This is a genomic window from Croceicoccus sp. YJ47 (assembly GCF_016745095.1).
In the GTDB taxonomy this organism is placed as follows: Bacteria; Pseudomonadota; Alphaproteobacteria; order Sphingomonadales; family Sphingomonadaceae; genus Croceicoccus.
Map to the genome: position 1 here is coordinate 2,202,703 of NZ_CP067087.1, position 17,676 is coordinate 2,220,378.

Annotated in this window: 16 protein-coding genes and 1 tRNA gene; 9 read left to right on the forward strand and 8 right to left on the reverse strand. The window is 60.3% G+C overall.

Annotation, left to right across the window (positions count from 1 at the left end):
- Positions 1-58 precede the first annotated feature (58 nt).
- Genes JD971_RS10790 through JD971_RS10800 form a run of 3 tightly spaced genes read right to left on the reverse strand, consistent with a single transcriptional unit; the run spans position 59 to position 1,831 of the window.
- Positions 59-754, reverse strand: coding sequence for a glycoside hydrolase family 25 protein (locus JD971_RS10790; RefSeq protein WP_202083311.1), 696 nt, complete (start codon positions 752-754; stop codon positions 59-61).
- Positions 755-761: 7 nt separating this feature from the next.
- Positions 762-1,244: a UPF0262 family protein gene (locus tag JD971_RS10795; RefSeq protein WP_202083313.1), complete on the reverse strand. Its 483-nt coding sequence runs from the start codon at positions 1,242-1,244 to the stop codon at positions 762-764.
- A 50-nt stretch (positions 1,245-1,294) separates the two neighbouring features.
- The gene (locus JD971_RS10800; protein ID WP_202083315.1) at positions 1,295-1,831 is read right to left on the reverse strand and encodes a molybdenum cofactor guanylyltransferase; all 537 of its coding nucleotides are present in this window, start codon (positions 1,829-1,831) and stop codon (positions 1,295-1,297) included.
- A 152-nt stretch (positions 1,832-1,983) separates the two neighbouring features.
- Between JD971_RS10800 and JD971_RS10805 the strand changes: the two genes are divergently transcribed.
- Positions 1,984-2,655 (forward strand): glutathione S-transferase family protein, encoded by a 672-nt coding sequence (locus JD971_RS10805; RefSeq protein ID WP_202083318.1) that lies wholly within the window; start codon positions 1,984-1,986, stop codon positions 2,653-2,655.
- Positions 2,656-2,674: 19 nt separating this feature from the next.
- On the opposite strand, the gene JD971_RS10810 is transcribed toward JD971_RS10805, so the two are convergent.
- On the reverse strand, positions 2,675-3,667 hold the full coding sequence (locus JD971_RS10810) for a complex I NDUFA9 subunit family protein (protein ID WP_202083320.1): 993 nt from the start codon (positions 3,665-3,667) through the stop codon (positions 2,675-2,677).
- A 236-nt stretch (positions 3,668-3,903) separates the two neighbouring features.
- On the opposite strand from JD971_RS10810, the gene JD971_RS10815 reads away from it, so the two are divergent.
- The 8 genes from JD971_RS10815 (at position 3,904) to JD971_RS10845 (ending at position 13,705) form a co-directional block, all read left to right on the forward strand.
- Positions 3,904-3,990: transfer RNA gene (locus JD971_RS10815), tRNA-Leu, on the forward strand.
- Between the two features lie 220 nt (positions 3,991-4,210).
- A complete protein-coding gene (locus tag JD971_RS10820; RefSeq protein ID WP_202083322.1) occupies positions 4,211-5,434 on the forward strand; it encodes an integrase arm-type DNA-binding domain-containing protein in 1,224 nt (407 codons plus the stop codon).
- A gap of 97 nt (positions 5,435-5,531) precedes the next feature.
- The gene (locus JD971_RS10825) at positions 5,532-6,470 is read left to right on the forward strand and encodes a HEPN domain-containing protein (protein WP_202083324.1); all 939 of its coding nucleotides are present in this window, start codon (positions 5,532-5,534) and stop codon (positions 6,468-6,470) included.
- 2 nt (positions 6,471-6,472) lie between these two features.
- Positions 6,473-6,922: an HNH endonuclease gene (locus JD971_RS17185; RefSeq protein WP_371809606.1), complete on the forward strand. Its 450-nt coding sequence runs from the start codon at positions 6,473-6,475 to the stop codon at positions 6,920-6,922.
- Positions 6,923-7,456: 534 nt separating this feature from the next.
- Positions 7,457-7,714, forward strand: a complete 258-nt coding sequence (locus tag JD971_RS10830) for a helix-turn-helix domain-containing protein (RefSeq protein WP_202083326.1) — start codon at positions 7,457-7,459, stop codon at positions 7,712-7,714.
- 513 nt (positions 7,715-8,227) lie between these two features.
- Positions 8,228-9,661 (forward strand): SEC-C metal-binding domain-containing protein, encoded by a 1,434-nt coding sequence (locus JD971_RS10835; RefSeq protein ID WP_202083328.1) that lies wholly within the window; start codon positions 8,228-8,230, stop codon positions 9,659-9,661.
- Positions 9,662-9,786: 125 nt separating this feature from the next.
- Entirely contained in the window at positions 9,787-10,458 is a 672-nt protein-coding gene (locus tag JD971_RS10840; protein ID WP_202083331.1) for a hypothetical protein, read from the forward strand.
- Entirely contained in the window at positions 10,445-13,705 is a 3,261-nt protein-coding gene (locus JD971_RS10845) for a DEAD/DEAH box helicase (protein ID WP_202083333.1), read from the forward strand. Before JD971_RS10840 ends, JD971_RS10845 begins: the two co-directional genes overlap by 14 nt.
- 76 nt (positions 13,706-13,781) lie before the next feature.
- Here JD971_RS10845 and JD971_RS10850 read toward each other — a convergent pair whose 3' ends face one another.
- The 4 genes from JD971_RS10850 to JD971_RS10865 are packed head-to-tail and all read right to left on the reverse strand — an operon-like array spanning position 13,782 to position 17,644.
- Positions 13,782-14,975 (reverse strand): GIY-YIG nuclease family protein, encoded by a 1,194-nt coding sequence (locus tag JD971_RS10850; RefSeq protein ID WP_202083335.1) that lies wholly within the window; start codon positions 14,973-14,975, stop codon positions 13,782-13,784.
- The gene (locus JD971_RS10855) at positions 14,968-17,031 is read right to left on the reverse strand and encodes a DEAD/DEAH box helicase (protein WP_202083337.1); all 2,064 of its coding nucleotides are present in this window, start codon (positions 17,029-17,031) and stop codon (positions 14,968-14,970) included. Before JD971_RS10855 ends, JD971_RS10850 begins: the two co-directional genes overlap by 8 nt.
- Complete coding sequence (locus JD971_RS10860; RefSeq protein WP_202083339.1) at positions 17,028-17,354, reverse strand: type II toxin-antitoxin system YafQ family toxin; 327 nt, start codon at positions 17,352-17,354, stop codon at positions 17,028-17,030. The genes JD971_RS10855 and JD971_RS10860 overlap by 4 nt, the downstream gene beginning before the upstream one ends.
- Positions 17,351-17,644, reverse strand: a complete 294-nt coding sequence (locus JD971_RS10865) for a type II toxin-antitoxin system RelB/DinJ family antitoxin (protein WP_202083342.1) — start codon at positions 17,642-17,644, stop codon at positions 17,351-17,353. The genes JD971_RS10860 and JD971_RS10865 overlap by 4 nt, the downstream gene beginning before the upstream one ends.
- Positions 17,645-17,676: the final 32 nt, after the last annotated feature.

Sequence of the window (17,676 nt, forward strand, 5' to 3'; positions counted from 1 at the left end):
CCCGTATCGTCGGGTCGCCCGCGATGCCGCATCATCGCGCGCGGTGCAATCCGTTTGGCTATCGCGCGACGACCCAGCGCAGCGGAACATCCACCGGCCCCGTTTCGCGCGCATCGTTCGCGGTCCAGTAATCCCACGCCCGCCCGCCATATTCCGGCATCATCCAGTTGCGCGCCAGCCACAAGGGCCGCTGTGACCTCTTGGCAAAGCCGTAGCGCGCCTCGAATGCCTCATCCGGGGCGAGGATCGCGCGCTTGCCCGCATGCATCTCAATCTGGTTGAGGAACGTGACGAGTTCCGCCTCCAGCGCGGCATCGCGCACGCGCGGTTCGCATGCCTCGCCATTGCCGCGCAGCACGACGGCTGGCGGCAGCAGGACCGACGCACGCGGCACCAGGGTCACGAAATTCGCCGATTGCGCGTCGGCGCTGCGGCACGGGTCGAAGATGTGCACCGCGCCGACCGACAGCCCCGCGGCAAGCGCCCGCTCCATCTCGCCCGAGGCGGCGGGATTGCGGCCATCGGCGCCGATGCTCGCCGTGACATAGGCGAAACGCGCGCCCAGCGTCGGGAGCGCCTCCATGCGAATGTCGCGCTCCGCTTCGCCGAGCCAGACACCTTGCGAGGGATATTCGGACAGGTCCGGCGCCCAGTGCGATGCGCGCCACCACGCCGCCGCCCCGCCGATCAGCGCCAGCGCGAGGACGACAAGCGCGACCATGCGCCAGATGCGCCGGGATTTGTGCCGGGCCATGCGCGCCTCAACCGCGGATGTGCAGCACGCAGATCAGCGTGAAGAGCCGGCGCGCGGTCGCAAAATCGGTTTCCACCTTGCCCTCAAGCCGTTCGACCAGCAATTCCGCGGCGCGATTGTGCACGCCGCGCCGGGCCATGTCGATGGTTTCGATTTCCTGCGTGCTGGCTTTGCGAATCGCCTGGTAATAGCTGTCGCAGATGGCGAAATAATCGCGGATCGGACGCCGAAACCGGGCCAGCCCGATGAGCAGCGTTTCGAGCAATGTTTCCGATTCGTCCGAAATCTCGATCGAAAGGCGCCCGTCCACCACGGACAGTTTTAGCCGGTACGGCCCGACATGCCCGTTGCCGAAGGCGCGCAGCGGTTTGAAGCTGTTTTCCTCGATCAGGTCGAAGATCGCGATCCGGCGCTCCTGCTCGATATCGGGATTGCGCCACAATATCGTCGCTTCGTCCAGGGTGACGTCGATGATGCGGGGGTCGGCCATTGTGACACAGCCATTGCAAATGCAGCGATGCGGCACAAGCGCCCGCGTCGCTACTCCACCGTCTTTGCAAGATCAGCGAGGTCGGCGGGCGTGTTGATATTGGCCGGCGGGCAGGGGACATCGACCATGCGCGCGCCCGACAACCGGGCGAGATGGACAAAGCTGTTCCGCCCCGGTCCGGTCAGCAAGCGTTCGAGCAGAGGCAGCATCGCAACCGGCCAGAGCCCCACCACCGGCTGCGCCGAAAGGCACGATGGCCCGGGCGAGAGCAGCGCGGGCGTGTCGGCGGGCAGTCCCACGCTGTCCACCCCGCACGCCAGCACCGCGCCATAACCGCCGTCGCGCGCATGGCGCAGCGCCCCCGCCAGCCCGCCGAGCGGACCCATGTCGGCCGTAAGCCAGTCGGCGACGGTGGGGGCGGGCGCCACGGCCCGGCCCGCGACCACCACATCGTCGCACCACGCCCGCAATTGCCGCACCGCCCGCTCGATCAACGTTTCACCATCGAGCAAGGCCAGCGCCTTGTCGCTGCCGAAGCGGCGCGATTGCCCGCCGGCCAGCACGCAACCCAGAAGCCTGTCCGCCATGATTCGCCAATTCCCCCTGCGCAATGCCCGATATGCGGCTAAGCGGACCGATGGTCCCGGTCTTCGTTGTTGACGGATGCCATGCCATCGGGTCAATCCCCTCGCATTGCATCGATGCTTTCACCCGACGCGAAAGGCGCAAGGCTCCTTCCATGTGGCAGCTCTACCAATTTCCCCTGTGTCCCTTCAGCCGCAAGCTGCGCCTGTTGATGAGCGAGAAGAACATCGCCTTCACGCTGGAGCGGGAGAACCCGTGGGACACGCGCGAGGCGTTCTATCTCATGAACCCGACGGGCCGCACCCCCGTCGTGCGGCATAGCGAGAAGGGCATCGTGCTCGCCGACAGCAAGGCGATCGCCGAATATTTCGAGGAAACGGTCGACAAGAACCCGATGATCAACGGCACGGCGACCGGGCGTGCGGAAATCCGCCGGCTGGTCGCGCTGTTCGATGAAAATTTCTATGGCGATGTCGTCGCCCCGCTCACCATGGAGCGGATGACGAAGCGTATCGTGTTGAAGGAGGCGCCGGATTCGCGGATCCTGCGCGCCGCGATGCGTCTATGCGACGAACATCTCGATTACGTCGATTACCTGATCGACAACCGCCCCTGGCTCGCCGGGCCGACGATGAGCCTCGCCGATCTCGCCGCCGCGGCGCAGATTTCGGTGGCGGACTACCTCGGCGGGATCAACTGGTCCGGGCACGAACAGGCCCGCAGCTGGTATTCCGTGTTCAAGAGCAGGCCGAGTTTTCAGCCGCTCCTCTCCGACCGGATGGAGGGGGTCCACCCGCCGCGGCATTATTCCGACGTCAACGCCTGAACGCGGCGGCGGCGGGCGTTCAGGCGCGCGTTTCGGTAAAGCGCCCGTGCTTGCGAAACCGCGTCATCCAGCGGTCGAGATAGAGCGTCATCGGGCGCGGCGTGACGCCGAGCGCATCCAGCCCCGGCTTCGTCCCGCTCGCCACATTGCCCTGCGCGAGCATCGCATATTGATCCGCATTGATCGGCCCGCCGGGCAGCGCGCCCATCACCTTTGCCATCATGCGCCCCACCGCGTCGGGCAGCGGCAGGAAGGTGGGATCGCGGCCCTGCGCCTGCGCGATGCGGCGATTAATTTCTAGCATGCTCAACCGTTCGGGGCCGGCAATTTCGTAGATCTTTCCGCCATGCGCATCGCTGTCCTGCAACGCGGCGAGCACGGCGGCGGCGGCATCGTCGACGTAGAGCGGCTGCATCTCCGCCTCCGGCGCGAAGACGGGGAGAGCAGGGAATTTCGAGATCAGCCCGCCGAACATGTTGAGGAACTCATCCTCGCCGCCGAACAGGATCGAGGGGCGCAGGATCGTCACATCGGGAAACGCTTCGAGGACGGTGCGTTCGCCTACGCCCTTGCTGTGCTGATACGGAATTTGCGAATGTTCATCCGCGCCGATCGCCGACACGTGCACGAACGCCATCACGCCAGCCTCCCGCGCGATGTGCGCGACGCGGCCCGCGCCTTCGCCCTGGATCGCGTTGAGATCGCCTTCGAATGCACCGACCAGATTGACCACCGCGTCGGCTCCCGACACCGCCGCGCGCACGCTGTCGGCATGGGTGATGTTACAGCGCGCGAATTGAATCTGTCCCAGATTCGCCAGCGGCTTGAGCGAATGGCTGCGTTCCGGGTTGCGGCTCGCGATGCGAAGGCGCGCGCCGGTAGAGAGGAGGTCCTGCGCGACATGGGTTCCGAAAAACCCGCTCCCGCCGATCAGCGTGACGAGCTTGCCCGAAAGCCGCGCCGGGTCTTTCGTCCCGGCATATCGCGTATCCGCAAAATTGGAGGACGCCATGCCCCACCCTTTCTCTGTCGATCGTTTGGCGCCCGCCGCGATGCAGGGGCGCTCAATTGCGGCCTGCTTTGGCACAGCGCGCGCCTGTTGGGCAAGCAGGCTGTGCAGGCGAGTCGACGGAGGGCGCGGAAAAATTCGAATGCCGGCGCCATGATTGCGTTGACACCGGGGCGCCGGGCGGATAGTGGCGCCCTCCTACCCGCAAGACAGCGCTTCGGCTGATGACTTGCACCCGTGCCCAGATGGCGGAATTGGTAGACGCACCAGCTTCAGGTGCTGGCGCTCGCAAGGGCGTGGAGGTTCGAGTCCTCTTCTGGGCACCATTTGTTCCAAACTCAAACTCGGCATAAAGCTGGACAAAATGGCGGAATTCTGCCATTTTCTGATCATCAACCGTCCGGCTTTGTCCACTCGTTTCCACACGCATCCAACGTTGTTGGGGGCAGAAAATGGGGGCTTGCCCCCGGCTCAAGAACGCCCCTTGCCCCTTTGCGAAAGATGCGAACATCAGATTGGGCAATCCGGCTTTGAGAGGAGGCCGAGTTGCCGCTGTCCGATTCTGCGATCCGTGCGTTCAGACCAAAAGAGAAGCGCTACAAGAAGGCTGACCAGCGCGGCCTTTTCATCGAGGTCGAGCCGAACGGCTCGAAGCTATGGCGCTGGAAATATCGCATTCACGGTCGCGAGAAGAGGATTTCGCTTGGACGCTATCCGGACGTGTCTCTCGCTCAGGCACGCCGCCTGCAGGAGGATGCCCGCCGGCTTCTCGAAGAGGGAAAGGATCCCTCACTCGAACGACAGAAGGCGCGTCTCGTTGCGTCGGTAAGCGCAGAGAACACGTTTGGCGGTGTGGCGCGCGAATACATCAACATCAAGATGATCGGAGATCAGCGAGCAGAGACGACCATTGCCAAGGCTCGTTGGTTGCTGGAGCAGCTTAAACCGCTTTGGCCGCTTCCGATTGCAGAGATCAAAGCTCCAGAAATATTGGGAGCGCTGCGGCGCATCGAGGCGAAGGGTAAGCACGAGACTGCCCGCCGCTGCCGCTCGTTTGCCAGTCGGGTTTTTCGGTATGCCGTCGCGACGGCCAAGGCGGAGAATGACCCGTGCTCGGTCCTGCGAGGCGCGCTAATCAATCCCAAAGTAACGCACTATGCTGCAATGACTGAACCATCGCAGGTTGGTCAGCTGCTACGCTCAATCGACGAGTATACCGGCAATACAATCACAAGGATCGCGATGCAGGTCATGCCACATGTGATGTGCAGACCTGGCGAGCTTCGACTTGCCGAGTGGAGTGAGTTCAACTTCGATGAGGCTAAATGGACGATCCCGATGGGCCGGATGAAGTCGCGGCGGCCTCACTCGGTTCCGCTATCGGAGCAGGTTCTTTCCTACCTTTGCGACATGCGGCACTTGACCGGGCCCACTGGGTTTGTGTTTCCAGCTTTCCACACCACCAGACGCCCAATGAGCGAGAATACGATCAATCAGGCCTTCCGGCGGATGGGATACACTTCCGATGAGATGACGGCCCATGGTTGGCGAACGACGGCCTCGACGCTTCTCAATGAGTCCGGGAAATGGAATCCGGACGCGATCGAGCGGTCGCTGGCGCACGCTGACTCAAACGCGGTGAGAGGTACTTACAATCGGGGTCGCTACTGGGTCGAGCGTGTCGAAATGCATCAGTGGTGGAGCGACTATCTCGACGAGTTGCGCGACGGAGGAGATGTCATTCCCTTCAATAGAAAGGCTCGCGCGTGACCTGGGTTATGCTCATTCGAGTCGGAGGTGTGCGCTTCGGCAGCGCATTTCCATTGGAATGGTGCAAGATTCACAAGCGCTTGCTAGAGCCTAACCAATGAAGACCGACCTTGATCATCTGCCACCGCAAAAGCAGCGCGAAATCGAACGCGTGGTGCAGCTGATCTTTGAAGAGTTCGATGACGCCTTCGCGCTCGCCAAACATGAGTGGAAGAAGGCCGGACGCATCCTCAAGGTCATCCTCTACGGAAGCTATGCGCGCGGGACCTGGGTCGACGAACCACACACCGCCAAGGGTTACCAGTCGGACTACGACCTTCTGATCATCGTGAACGACAAGCGCTTGGTCGACCGGGTGAAATACTGGTCCAAGCTCGATGATCGGCTGATGCGCGAATATGGTGTCACGAAGGCGCTCAAGACGCCGGTCAATTTCATCGTTCATACGTTGCAGGAGGTAAACGACGGCCTCGCCCATGGTCGCTACTTCTTCATGGATGTGAAGGACGATGGGGTCGCGCTTTACCAGTCTGACGACTCCGAGCTCCACACGCCCAAGCCGAAGACGCCAACACAGGCGCTGGGGATGGCAGAGGAGTATTTTGATGAGTGGTATCGGACCGGCGCAGAGTTCTTCGACAATTACAAGTTCAACCGAGATCAGGGTCGAAACAACAACGCCGTCTTCCAACTTCATCAGTCTGCTGAACGCTTGTACCATTGCGTGCTGCTAGTCTGCACGTTTTACACGCCACACGTGCATAATCTGGGCTTCTTACGCACGCAGGCTGAGCGCATCGATGCGCGGCTTACTTACGTTTGGCCACGCAACACGAGGCAGGACCGCGCACGCTTCGAGAAGCTCAAGGAAGCCTACGTGAAAGCGCGCTACTCCAAGCACTACCGCATCAGCAAAGAGGAGCTGGAATGGCTCGGCGAGCAGGTCGAGGAGCTTGGCCGAGTCGTCCACGAGGTGTGTTCGGAGCGTCTCGATAAACTCAAAGCCGATGCTAAGGCGCGCCCGGACAAAGCATAGGCATGGGCGCTCCCAGGTGCGATCTGGAGACGCGATGCCAGCTGCTTGTTTTCCGACCAGCTCGCAGTCTACGCCTAACTTGGTCTCCATCGCGGCTGACTAGATACAACACCGTGGCCGCTACCAAACAACGTGCCGGACAACTACGAGCTCTTCGCTGGGCACAGGGATCCTTGTGCGCCGGATGCGGAGAGCATGTTCCAAGCAGTTCCCGGCTCAAGCGATACGACCCATCCTATCCAACATTTGATCATGTCACCACGCGCAGCACGGGCGGTGGCAGAACGCTCGGCAATGGTCTCCTGAAGCACCAGCGCTGCAACCAGAAACGCGCCAATCGAGCACCCACCGGATGCGATCTGATCTGGCTGGAGTTCGTCACGGCGCGGCTTTCAATGCGACCCAAGAGCTTCAAGCCGACATTCAAAGGCGGTGTTCGCAACCCGAGCTAGGTGCAGGTCGTGAGCAGCAGGGTTGCAAATGACATGCTTCGCCAGTGCAGCAAGCGTGCAAAAATGGAGCGGGGATTGACGCTCGTAGGAAATCGTCCGGGGGCGTCTGGTGCAGGGGTAGTATTACGATCGCGAGATAAAAGCAGCGCCGTCGTGCGGGCTACAGGTGGTTGGATTCGTTGAGCAATATGCGACGGCGCCGATAACAGCTCGGCGACGCTTCCCTGAAGATTCCGTTTCTTTTCAATATGCTTGGCGACGGCGGTCTGTCGAATTGCGCGCAAACTGGTTCTCAAACGCCACAAATGGCATGGCCGCCATCATCCCTATAGATCCGTGGGGATGCTTTCAGTCCGACCGCTACGACGGATCGGTGCAAAGGCGTGAAAACGGCAACTCCAGCGTAGAAACGTCATGTGGCGCTATCGGACCTTCTCGACGGATAATCGGTGTCGATGGCGGGCCTGGCCTGCTCCCCCTCCATGTCCCCCAGGTCGGTCCGTCATCACCCGAAAGATGGAAGGACCGACCGGCATGGCGAAAGCAGAAACAAATGATCAGCGGACCGAGCGGAAAAACCAGTCCGCGATCGAGCCGATCGCGATGCGCGTTCCTGAAGCCTGCCGCTATCTCGGGATTGGTCGCAGTACCCTGTATGTGCTGATCAATGAAGGCGAGATCGAAATCATCAAGCTCGGCAGTTCGACACTGGTGCTGGCCGAGAGTCTGAGATCGCTTGTCGAGCGAAGGCGCAATCCAGCCGATCCCCACACGGCGGATGACAGATATTGACCATGCATCCCGACCTCTTGAAAGCCATCGTGCTCGCGGCGATCGCCAGAATGCCAAACAATACCAAGCGTCAATTGGTCTCAACGGTTCGAGAGCGACGCGAACGCGCAGAGGAGGCTCTTGCGGCGAGCATTGTTGTCGAGCTTTCGCGGCGATCCTAGTGAGCGAAATCGGCGTCAGCTTTGCGCCCCAATTTCGGTCATTAAAGTTCCGACGCTAATTGTCTGAAAGCAGCCGTTGGCACATGCGCAAAAAAATCAAAACACGGCCCGAAAGTGCAGGGAGTACCTCGGATTTGCCGATCAGCTCAAGCCGCCCGTCGGTCATCCCTAGGTTATGTTGATTTCAAATGATCTGCCGGAATAGAATTTGAACTCACACAAGCCGTTCGGAAATCTTTCTTGTTCGGCGAGCCTCTGCTAAGTATTTGGCGAGCAAGCTTTTGGCCAAAATGAAGCGGGACGTTGCACCGATCATGCAATCGAAATTTGTGCGACCAACAGCGACAAGAACATGAAATCCGCGACGTCTCGTCCATTAGCGTATCCGCGCCGCAATGACGCATGCCTTTGCGGATCGGGAAAGCAATTCCGCCAGTGCTGCCGCGACCATTTGCCCGGATTTGCCATGGGAGAAGCGTGGCGCGAACCTGCGCGTAAGAAGCAATGGCCTAAGGTACTTCGCGCCATTCGCGCAGACCTCACGCAATATACGATCTACCACCGCACCAATACGGTGCCATTGATGCGACGGCTGCCGCCAGAGGGAATTGCAATCCTCAGCATCGACATTGAGGCGCTACACGAGTCCGTCGAGCAGCTCACTGGTATATACGGACGCCTCAGCCGGTTGGCAGAGTTGCCTCAAGTGTTCGAACGATTGCGTGCCAACATCGACGATCCACGCTGGCAGCGAAAGCTGACTTACCACCAGGCGATGGTGGCACACCTTCTCGACGACGCCGCGGGGGCTAGGCGAGAACTGGCCAAGCTGGGGCTGATCACGGCGCAGGAAGCAGACCTCGATGTTCTCCAGCTCCACATCGACATCAATGGGGATACGATCCCGCTCGTCGAAAAGCTGCGCCTTTATGATCGTGTCCTCGAGCTGACGACATCGCGAAGAGACCGCATCCAATACGCGGCGGCGAAGGGTGTGGAATTGACGTTGGCAGGCGACACCGCCGGCGCGATTGCGGTCTGCGATGAATCGCTCAACGCCGCGCGGGAATCCGAAGAAGAACGACCGTTCGGGCCTGACACGCAATTGTGGTTCTGCAAGCTGCTGGAAGTGGCCGGCATCGCGAAACACCATCGAGCTTATTTTGACGATGCGTCCGAACGGCTGCGGGCACTCGTTGAGCTGACAGATCACTGGACGCCCGCCGGCCTCGGTCACGTCAATCGTTGTCTCGGTGACGTTCTCCGCTTAGCCGGGCAATGGGAAGACGGTGCTGCTGCCTATTCTGCGGGATATGATTTGGACGGCGACCCTGCCTGCCGCATCTTCGAGGCGAGCTGCCGGCTGATGCAGCGCCGCGCGATTGATGCGCTCGAGATCATCGAATCCGTCGATTTCGAGACTCTGGAGGTGCCGGAACGCGCAGACTACGCAATCGCTTATGCGGCTATCGCTATCGCCCTGCGCGACAGAGCAAGGCTCGACGATGCCGCCGCCAAGCTCAAGGCGATCTCTCCAGTTCGGCAATACTTCGCTCATGAGAACGTCAGGTATCAACTCGCGATTGAACGAGCACGGGCCGCGATTTCGGCCGGTACGCCAGTGCCAAAATCAAGCCGCCTTCTCGACTGGATCAGCTCGATGTCGCGCTGGTTCATGGTTCAGCCCAACATCGCCGGGATCGGCCTCAACCTGAATAACATGGTCGATGACGCGATCGCCGCCCGCCGCGGGAAACGGCCTACCGACGAAGAGGGCAGCGAGTGACCCTTGTCGTAGAATCCACAGCCATATTGCCGCAGTGCTTGGGGTCGGTCTGGACTGTCGCCGATCCGGACGAGCTGGCCGAGGTTTGTGCGCAAATCCTCATAGGCCGCGCACTTCACGCCGCGATGATTCTCGACGGCGTCCATCCGGCAGGCACGCCTCCGATCGTTAGCGCGGCTTTAAAGGAAAAGCTCCGCCTGGAACTGCATCCCCAAACCGATCCAAAGATCTGGCATCGAGACGGCCTTTTGTTCGAAATCATTAGCTGGGTCGCTGCCCGCTTGACCGCGACTGTTGACGACGCAATTTCTGATCCGCACCTGAAGGCGACCAACCAAGGTACCGACTGCGTCAAGGTGACGATCGATCCGGGGACGCGGACGCTTACACGAGCAACCGTCTATGAGTACAAATGCACGACCAATTGGCGGCAGCTGTTCTCGCAGGACGTCCTCGCGGCTTTTCGGGAATATGTTTCGGGAGAGCGCGACAACCAACTCGCGCAGGCAGCGATCACACTTTTGATTGGCTTGGGCTTCACACCCCAAGAACGCAACGTAGCCTACGATGAGCTGATCCGAACGCGACCGCTCGCATTCCAGGCTTCGTTAACCGTTGCGCCAAGCGGCTTCACTGCCGAGCAGCGCCTTGCTCTTTTTTCGGGCTATGACGCGATTGCCGGCGATGTCACCACGCGCGGCGGCAATACTATGCCGCTCGACGACGTGCGCGCATGGTTCGAAGATTTCTCTGGACGGGTTTGGGCAAGAATCGAGGCGTTCGATGTTCGACGCTGAAACTGCGGCGCTCATCCGATCGGCACCGCCTTTGCGCGGTATCGACCCGCAAATCCTGCCACAAGAACTCACTAGTATTTACGCCGAGCTTGCCGGCCTGCGCCTTCGCGCGGCGCAACTTGCCGACGCGCCGGATTATATTGCCCAGATCGAACGTCTCTCGCGTATTGCGGCAGTCTACGAAGCACAAGTCGATGACACCGTCGACGGCGAAGCACGCCGGGCCGCAGCTTTTGTCGCCGGCACGGCCTATCAGATTCTCGGACGCGTATTGCCTGCGATACCTGACCGCACCACGTTCCTAAGTGCGGCGGCAATCCATCCGCGGATTGCCGCGCCGCTGCTGTTTCTGATCGCCGAGCAAAGCCCAGATGCGCGTGAGGCGACGCGCGGGCTCACTGGCGACCGCCTCGAAGACATTCACCGCGGGGCCCTGCTCGAGAGCATCCAGGATTTGGCGCAAGAGAGGTTCACCGCGATCCTCGAACGCGCAGAACGCTTGGCGCGCCTACAGCCTTCTCCGGGCGAAGGCCTCACCGAACAGGCGACACAGGGTCTCTATGGCCTCTGCTGGGCCGGCCTCGTCCATCTGGTCGCACGCCTTCTCGCCCAAGTACCGCCCGTTCTGGCATATCCACTCCTGGACACCCCACAGGCCTTGTTCGATCGCGTCACGCAACTGGCCGTCGCCAACTTCGAAGCACCTGGGCCCGGTGCCCGCCTCGTCTCAGCTTATGCCGGCCCACGTCATCTTGCACGATTGCTCCGGCATGTTGCCGATGGCCTAGAGGGAGCCGGCATAGCCAATCTACCGGCGCCGGTCGGAGCGGCCGAACCGGCCTGGCGGCGCTGGCTGCGCCACCGCGCTCTGACAAAGCCTACGCTTTGGCCCAATCATCGCCAAGCCATTGCGACTGGATTTCTCGACGCCGGCACCTCCGGTGTCCTAGTTCTGCCCACCGGGGCTGGGAAGACGACCCTATCCGAATTGAAAATTGCCGCGACGCTAAGTGCCGGCCGGAAGGTAATCTTCCTTGTTCCCACGTTGGCACTCGTCGATCAGCTACGCGACGACCTTGCCGAAAGCTTCCCTAAGAGCCTCGCCAATTACGAGATTTCAGCCGATGGAGATCTCGTCGCGTTTATCTCCGGTCCTGAACTTGGCGCGATCGAGGTGATGACGCCGGAGCGTCTACTCGCAGTTCTTAGCTTTGCCGATGCGGACGTCACTGAACTAGGCCTAATCGTCTTTGATGAATGCCACCTCCTAAGCCCAACAGGCGGAGGCGCGCGGAGCGTCGACGCGATGCTTTGTCTCCTTCATGCCCTCCGGCGAGCGCCCGATGCCGACTATTTGCTGCTGTCAGCGATGCTGCAAAACGCCCCTGATGTCGCGGAGTGGCTCGGTCAGCTCACTGGCCGTCCTTGCATCAGCTTTCTCGACCCGTGGAAGCCTAGCCGACAGGCTCGCGGCGTCGTTACCTATTCGGAAAACCAGCTGACCAGGGCGAATCAGGTCGTCCGAGCTGCAAATTTCGCCAAGCGCAACGGACAGCCTGCGAACAAGCCACCGCTTGAGTTGGTGCCATTCGCCCTCTTCGGGCTGCACAACGCCTGGGCGCGCAACGCACCTGCCGATCGCCGCATTGTTCGACTTTCTGACGGCAACGTGCGGTTGAACTACGGCGTCGGCGGAGCAACTCCAAACTCCAACGAAGTCGGTGGTTCCTTCGCCGCTAGTGCCGCTCGCGCAGGATTGAAGACAATCATGTTTGTCAATCAGGCCGATCACGCTCCCAGCACCGCGCGACGAATCAGAGCTGGCCTCCAACCTGTTGGCGCACTTACAGAATTTGAGAACAATCTCTGGACCGAGATCATCGCCGAGCTCGGTGGGCCGCAGCACTCGCTGCTGGATCCCACTGCGCCCGCGCTACCCCACAATGGTGACATGATTGCTATCGAGCGACGTATGGCTGAGTCGCTTTTTCGGCGACGCGACGGCGCAAGCATTATCGTTGCGACGCCGACGCTCGCCCAAGGTATGAACTTGCCGGCTGAGGTCGCCATCCTGGCAGGGACAATGCGCCATGACGAAGATGGGCGCGAGCCACTCAAAGGCCACGAGATTCTTAATGCTGCCGGTCGCGCAGGCCGCGCGGGCCACCTCGCCAACGGGACAGTCCTGCTGATTCCAGAGCCGCCGGTCGCCTTTGACGCGAATTGGGTTCCGACCGGCGCGGCGTTCGATATGCTCGGAAAGGTGCTGCCTACAAACGACCAATGCGTCATGATCGACGACCCTCTGACGTCCTTGCTCGACCGCATCCAGCTCGGCGACGTTGATTCCCCAGATGTACGCTACTTTTTGAGCCGCTTGCGCGCTGGCGACGGCGAGGAGCAGGATGTCGATCGCCCGATCCAAATGATGAGCCGTTCGTTCGCAGCCTTTCAGGCACGAAGGGCCGGCAATGAGGCGGCTTTTGATGCCAAGATCGCTTCGCTAAGGGGAGCGCTTGACGCCGATGCCCAAGCAGCCGAGGTTGTGACGGTGAAGGTCGCCGCATTCAGCGGCATGCAGCTCGAACCTCTGACGGCGCTCACCACACGCATTACGGCAGAGATTGACGATCTGCCGACATCGATCATCGATTGGTGCGATTGGCTAGTCGATTTCATGATCGCCGACCGGCGTAGCTACGCGTTGCTCTTCGGCCGCGATGTCGAGACGGTCAAGGCGGTCACGCGCGACCGGAAGACCGGGGGAGATAGCACCGACGCTGAGATAGGATTGTTGAAGCCGGCTCTGCGAGCTTGGCTGAGTGGTGCTCCGTTCGCCACCATTGAGGCTGCACTTGGCGTCATGCCCGCCCAGATCAGGACCTGCAAACGGTCCCGGGACTTCGTGCTGCGGCTAATGAATCGGAGGTTCTACATGATTGCGGGAGCGCTCACCGCGCTCGTCCAACATGCACTTGACGAGGCCGGCAAGGTTTCAGCTAATCCCGCGGTCCTGGAAATCCTTGCGATCGCTATTCGCAAGGGTCTCGATTCGCCGGAAAAGGTCGCGTTCGCCCATCGATCGCCCTCGATCCGCTCGCGCGTACTCACCCATCGCGCTTATGCCGAACAGGTTCCCGGTCGCCAGGACCAGTTAGGCGCTGATTTTCAGACGATTCTTCGGTCGATTGACGCCCATTTAGCCTTCGGCAGATTTCAGGCTGGTGAGCGCGCTCCGGAACCTTGAATGGCGGCATCAGCCAGATCGTCGCCAATAGCCGCCATTCAGCTAGCGGCCCCAACTGCGGCTAACTAATCATTGCTCAGGATATCCTCTCGAAGCTCACAGTTTTGGGGTTATAACTTAGCTCCGTGATGGATCCGTCACTGATCCGCGAGACCAGCTCGTGGATTATCGAAAGCGGAACAAAGAACCATTCGCGTGGCTGAACGGTCTTTCCGAAACGATCGCCTGCAGACAAATCAAGGCGGGCGGGCCCAAGGGCACGATGGATCAGCCGTTCGAGCTTGGTCCGGTTGATGTTGAAGAGCTTGTATTCGGCTACGACTTCCACATCTGCGAGCAGAAAAGTTGGATCGTTACGCGCGTTGGCAATCCGGCTCAGAACCGGCTGACCTGTAACGCCGATCTTATGGATCAGCTCGCGATGTTCGTCGACATAGGGATGCGACGATTTGCTGCGGAGTACATAGATCGTGCCGCTATCCAGGTCGTCGGGCTCAGCGGTATCGCCAAAAAGCGGTCCGGCGCTTTGCTCGCTCACGCGTCTAGCGGACTCGTCCCGATAGAGCGACTTCTGGAATGAGCGTGACAGGACCGTCGCCTCAGTTGCGTTGTCGTAGATGACCCGGACACGGCGATCAGCGCGCTCGTACTGAGTGGTGAAAGCGTCGGTCGAGGCGGCGATGTATGCGAGCTGCCCGCCTACGATAAAGAAATTCCCCGGCTGGATTTCGGTCAAAGTGACCTCGGAATAGCCGAGCGCCTTGGCCTGTCTGCTACCGGCCTTCAGATCGACCTGAACCGCCTCGAATAGCGGCTTGAACTCTTCGAAATCCTCGCATCTCTCACGGTTGGCGATTTCTTCAGCCGCTCTTTTCTCGGCCCGAGAACTCACATGCCGCAGCTTTGTTATGTCATCTTCCGAGCCGGGTTGGATGCCAAGCTCTGCCAGAAGCGCAGTGTCGTCCAATTCGTCCGATGGTTTTCCAAACGGCTCGACCGCATCCAGAATGCCGTCCGGGTCCATGCTCGCTAAGAGTTCTTGCGCTTCGGGAAGAGCGCGAAGCCTCTCAAGGCGGACAGCATATAGTCGCTCAAAAATGTCATGATCCTCTCCATGCCTGGGGAGCCGTCCATGCTCTTTGACGAAACGCTGTATGTCCTCGAATCCCGCTATGATGCGTTCCTGAAGCGGGGTCAGCTTTCGAACCGGCTCGGGAGCTGTTTCGACACCAAGCTCGGCCAGCAGTTCGAGGTCACTCAGTTCAGCCATTGCTGGCCTCTTTGGTGGCGTGGCGTTGGAGGAAAGCGATGCCTTCGGCCATCTTGCGTTCCCACGCATCTTGAGAAGTCAGCGACGGCAGCCGTCCGCGCTCCCGCTTGAATTCCAGCGCGCGCTCGGCGAGTGCGCGCGCTTCTTCGTAGGTCAGTTTGTCCTTCTTTGCGTTGATGACCGCCTGAACCTGCAACAGGGTCTTTGCATCCATGGACTTAGCCAAAACAGCAATCGTTGCCTCGAAAGGATTGACCCGATCGATGAGGTCGATGTCGAGCTCCGTCACGCTAAGCGCGAACCTGCGCACACCTTCGATGAAGGCGTTATTTGCCTTGATCTCGCCATCACCATCGCTTGTCAGCACAGCCTTGGCTTGCTGGGTCAGAGTCATCGCAGCAACCGCCTGTTGGCGGACCGCTTCCTGATCGTGTTCGCTCAATTCGGGGTACTTTTCCCGAATGATCTTGCCCATCTTGAGCTGGGTCAGCTCTTCTGGAACCACGTCGGGGTCGAATACGCCGCGTTCGACGACTGCCTTGTCCTGCACAAAGGTCGCAATGACCTCGTTGAGATCCTCGCGGCAGATACGCGTCGCCTCGACGCTCTTTGGCAGTTTGAGACCCTTGATCTCGAAATGCATCTGGCCGTGATCATTCACGCCAAAATTGGTCTCACCTTCCTTGTATCCGCCCGGCCCGTAATGGAAGTCCGGCTTCGGACCCGCGTCCTTTGGAGTGAAGTCGAAGCGGGGCGCGAGCACCTGCTCCATGAGCAAGCTCGCCGCAATTGCCTTGAGGTAATCGTTGATCGCGTCGACTACGAGCGGGCTGTCCGCAGCCGGTTCGGCGATCAGATTGGTAAAGCGAGCGCGGGTCTTGCCCGGCGCATCACGGGTTGCACGGCCAATGATCTGGATGATTTCAGTCAGGCTGGAGCGATAGCCGACCGTCAGCGCGTGTTCGCACCAGATCCAGTCGAAGCCTTCCTTCGCCATACCCAGCGCAATGATGATATCGACAAAGTCGCGATCTGACCGCGCATCGGGCGATTTCAGGGCTGCGGCCACGCGATCGCGTTTAGCGGGATCGTCGTCGACCAGATCGGCCACCTTGATCACGGTTCCTGCAGCCGTCTTGATCAGGTGGAACCCTGTTTCCGGATCGATGCCCTGCCAATTACCGAGGTGGTTCATGATGTCCTCGGCCTCGCGATGCTTGTCTTTCAGGCTCTCGCGCGAATTGACCGATGGGATGTGGACGATGGTCTTTACCGTCGGATCGAGCAGCGCCGAGATCTTCTCGGTGTAAGGCCCGGTGTAAAAGCTGTAGCCGATATCGAGCGTCTTCAGATACTCGTAGCCATTGAGCTGCTGGTAGTAGGTGTAGGTGACGGTCTCGAACTTGGCTTCGTCTTCCGGCGCAAGCACTGGAATCGCATCACCCCGGAAATAGCTGCCCGTCATCGCCACGACATGCGCCTTGTCGCGTCCGATCAACTGCGCAAGCTGCGCGCCGAGACGGTTGCCCGCATCTGCGGAGACGTGGTGGAATTCGTCGATAGCTACCAGGCGGTTGTCGAATGCTTCCGGGCCAAGCTCGTCGAATGCGAAGCGGAACGTCGCATGAGTGCAGACGAGCACCTTTTCGTCGCTCGCAAGGAATTCGCCGACCGCCTTGACCTTCGACTTCGCGACCTTGGGGTCATCGGCTCCCGGCGTGTTGCACAGGTTCCATTGCGGGGCGACGTTCCAGTCGGTGAAGAAACCGGACTTGCTCAGTGGTTCGCTGTTAAAGCTTGCGCCGATAGAGCGTTCGGGCACGCAGATGATGGCTTGGCGGACATTCTGGTTCGCCAGCTTGTCGAGCGCGATGAACATGAGCGCACGTGATTTGCCCGAGGCAGGAGGAGACTTGATCAGCAGATATTGTTCGCCGCGCTTCTCATAGGCTTGCGCCTGCATCGGGCGCATGCCCAGCTCGTCCGACTTGGCCGACGCGCCGGTCTGGGCAGTCGTGAACGATACGGCGGGAATGATCTGATCCTTGGCGCTCATTTGAAAAGCTCACTGTGTGTTCCGGCGCGGGTGAAGAAAATGCCGCCGCCGGGTGCCGGAATGTCATCCACGCGATAGATCAGCAGGAAATCGCCACCAACATGGCATTCGCGGTGACCCTGCCATTCCCCCTTGAGAGTGTGGTCTTTCCATTCGGGGCCGAGCGGCGCGTCATTGGCGATGAGCAGCAGCATAACCTGCTTGAGCTTTTTCATATCGTATCGGCCGGAACGCGACAGCCGCTCGAAGTCCTTCAGGAAGGACTTCGCATAGCCAATCGTCCGGGGAAGCGCGGCACGCTTGCTCGCAGCCGCTTTTTTCAAGACTTTGCTTTTCCGGCCTCGCGCAGGGCTTTGCTCTCTTCCTCGAGCTCGGCGAACATTTCGTCAGCATTATCGAAGCGGGGCGCGCCACCGTTCTTAAAGAACTCATCCGCCTCTTCCATCGCCGCGCGGGTTTCCGCGTTGGGAACCTTGAGCTCCAGCGGAAAGGCCTGGTCGGTGGCGATGCGATGGAACAGCAGGCGCACGGCATCGGCGGTCGACAGACCCATCGCCGCCAGCGCCTCAGTCGCGCGGTCTTTCAGATCATTGTCCATCCGGACATGAATCATCGAGCTATGAGCATTCATACCAACTCCTGTAT

Bases quoted from the DNA above. Each gene is read 5' to 3' on its own strand.
- JD971_RS10830 (WP_202083326.1), top strand. From the start codon at position 7,457: ATGGCGAAAGCAGAAACAAATGATCAGCGGACCGAGCGGAAAAACCAG.
- JD971_RS10790 (WP_202083311.1), bottom strand. From the start codon at position 754: ATGGCCCGGCACAAATCCCGGCGCATCTGGCGCATGGTCGCGCTTGTC.
- JD971_RS10845 (WP_202083333.1), top strand. From the start codon at position 10,445: ATGTTCGACGCTGAAACTGCGGCGCTCATCCGATCGGCACCGCCTTTG.
- JD971_RS10835 (WP_202083328.1), top strand. From the start codon at position 8,228: ATGAAATCCGCGACGTCTCGTCCATTAGCGTATCCGCGCCGCAATGAC.
- JD971_RS10855 (WP_202083337.1), bottom strand. From the start codon at position 17,031: ATGAGCGCCAAGGATCAGATCATTCCCGCCGTATCGTTCACGACTGCC.
- JD971_RS10840 (WP_202083331.1), top strand. From the start codon at position 9,787: ATGATTCTCGACGGCGTCCATCCGGCAGGCACGCCTCCGATCGTTAGC.
- JD971_RS10810 (WP_202083320.1), bottom strand. From the start codon at position 3,667: ATGGCGTCCTCCAATTTTGCGGATACGCGATATGCCGGGACGAAAGAC.
- JD971_RS10825 (WP_202083324.1), top strand. From the start codon at position 5,532: ATGAAGACCGACCTTGATCATCTGCCACCGCAAAAGCAGCGCGAAATC.
- JD971_RS10805 (WP_202083318.1), top strand. From the start codon at position 1,984: ATGTGGCAGCTCTACCAATTTCCCCTGTGTCCCTTCAGCCGCAAGCTG.
- JD971_RS10850 (WP_202083335.1), bottom strand. From the start codon at position 14,975: ATGGCTGAACTGAGTGACCTCGAACTGCTGGCCGAGCTTGGTGTCGAA.
- JD971_RS10800 (WP_202083315.1), bottom strand. From the start codon at position 1,831: ATGGCGGACAGGCTTCTGGGTTGCGTGCTGGCCGGCGGGCAATCGCGC.
- JD971_RS10865 (WP_202083342.1), bottom strand. From the start codon at position 17,644: ATGATTCATGTCCGGATGGACAATGATCTGAAAGACCGCGCGACTGAG.
- JD971_RS10795 (WP_202083313.1), bottom strand. From the start codon at position 1,244: ATGGCCGACCCCCGCATCATCGACGTCACCCTGGACGAAGCGACGATA.
- JD971_RS17185 (WP_371809606.1), top strand. From the start codon at position 6,473: ATGGGCGCTCCCAGGTGCGATCTGGAGACGCGATGCCAGCTGCTTGTT.